Here is a 1,937-nt window from a genome sequence, read left to right on the forward strand (position 1 = left end):
GCAGTATGTCGACGCGCAAGCGCACAACGCGCTCGGCCAACCGGTTTCGTCGCAAGATCCGCGATTCTTTGGTGGCTCGACGCTGAATTTCCAGTACACGCCGGCCTTGTCCGGGCAGGTATTGCAGACCCTCAGCGTGGATGCAGGCGCCTCGCAGGCCTGCGTCGATATCGCCGGCCGGCCCTTCTGGCAGCACAGCCAGGGGCGCGATGCCGGGCGGCAGTCCGATGACGACATCACCCTCCGCCAGTATCACGATGCGCTGGGCCGCCCCCTGCAACGGCTGCGCATCACCTCGCCGGTCACGGCAGGCGCACCGGCCAGCGAGCAGGTCTATGGGTACTCCGACCTCTGGTTCTACGGGGATGCCGCCGGGCCGCCCACCGCGCCCTACGATCCGGCCGATGCCAGCGACCCGCGCAATGCCAACCAGCGCGGGCAATTGGTCTGGCACCTGGATACGGCTGGCCTGCTCGACATGAGCGAGCTGGGCCATGGCGTGCAGGGGCAGGTGCTGCGACAGGACCGCAGCTTCCTGGCCCAGGCCTGCGATGCCAACAATAATTGGATCGTCAGCGACAAGCCGCCTTTCATCGGCAATCGGGCGCTGTTGGAAGAGCGGGCGTACGCCACCCATTGGACCTACAACGCGCTGGCGCAGGTGGTGACCCAGACCGACGCCCGGGGCCACCGGCAGCACACCGCCTACGACTGCGCGGGACACAAGTCTTCGAGCGCGGTTACGCCCCAGGGCGGCAGCCTCACGCCTGTCATCGCCGCCATCACTTACACGGCCGCCGGCGACATCGATACCCGTACCGACGCCAACGGAATCCAGGTTGTCCATGTTTACGAGCCGCAGGCGACGCAGCGCCTGATCTCCATTACCACCACACGCGCCTCGGAAGCGGCGCTTGCAGCCAGGACGGCCGGCAAGCGCCGCCTGGCCAGGCAAGGTCGCGCCAGCACCACGACCACGCTGCAAGCCCTGGCCTACACCTACGATGGCGTGGGCAACGTCATTGCCCTGGCCGACGAGAGTCCCGGCGCGCGGGTGAGCTTCTTCCGCAATCGCGTGGCCACCCCCGATCGCGCCTATGTCTACGATGCGCTGTACCAATTGATTGGCGCCAGCGGTCGCGAGAACCATGTCGACGCCACGCCCAAGGGTACCGACTGGCCTGGCGGGACCTTCGATCCCACGGCCACGTCCAACTACCAGCCGTACACGCGGACCTACACCTACGACCTCGGCGGCAACCTCACTTCCCTAGGCAGCACCGATTGGACCGGTCCATCGGCCACGCGCAACCTGGTCGTGGGTCGAACCAGCAATCGCGCCGTGTCCACCGCCAGGTACCCCGGCCCGACGCAGGACAACATCGATACCTATTTCGATGCGGCGGGCAAGAGCATCTGCGTGGATGGCAACGCCAACCAGCCCATGTACTGGACGCCCTTGCATCAGTTGTATTGCGTGGTCACCACCTATCGGACCTCAAGCGGGGGGAATGGCGCCTGGGACAACAGCGATCGCGAACAATACGCCTACGATGGCGATGGCCAGCGAGTGCGCAAGTACGGCAGCAGCCAGGCGGGCAGCGCCTGGAACCACGTCGACACCCGCTATCTTCCCGGCCTGGAGCTACGCAACAACACCGGCACGGGAGAGCAGCTGGAGGTCATCGTGCTGGACGACGGCGCGCGCGTGTTGAACTGGGCAGGCGGCGCCGGAAAACCCACGAACATCCCCAACCTGCAACTGCGCTATCAATACAACGACCGCCAGAACTCCTGCACGATCGAAACGGACCAGGACGGCGGCATCATCAGCCAGGAGGAGTATTACCCCTACGGCGGCACGGCGGTATTGGCATCGCGCACCACCAGCGAAGTCAATTACAAGTTCATCCGCTATTCCGGCAAGGAGCGTGATG

General features: G+C 65.4%; 1 pseudogene. It reads left to right on the forward strand.

Going from position 1 to position 1,937, the window contains the following annotated elements:
- Positions 1-1,937, forward strand: a pseudogene (locus C7R54_RS28935) (RHS repeat protein); the annotation flags it as partial.

It is taken from the genome of Achromobacter aloeverae (genome assembly GCF_004121055.1).
Classification (GTDB): Bacteria; Pseudomonadota; Gammaproteobacteria; order Burkholderiales; family Burkholderiaceae_B; genus Bordetella_C; species Bordetella_C aloeverae.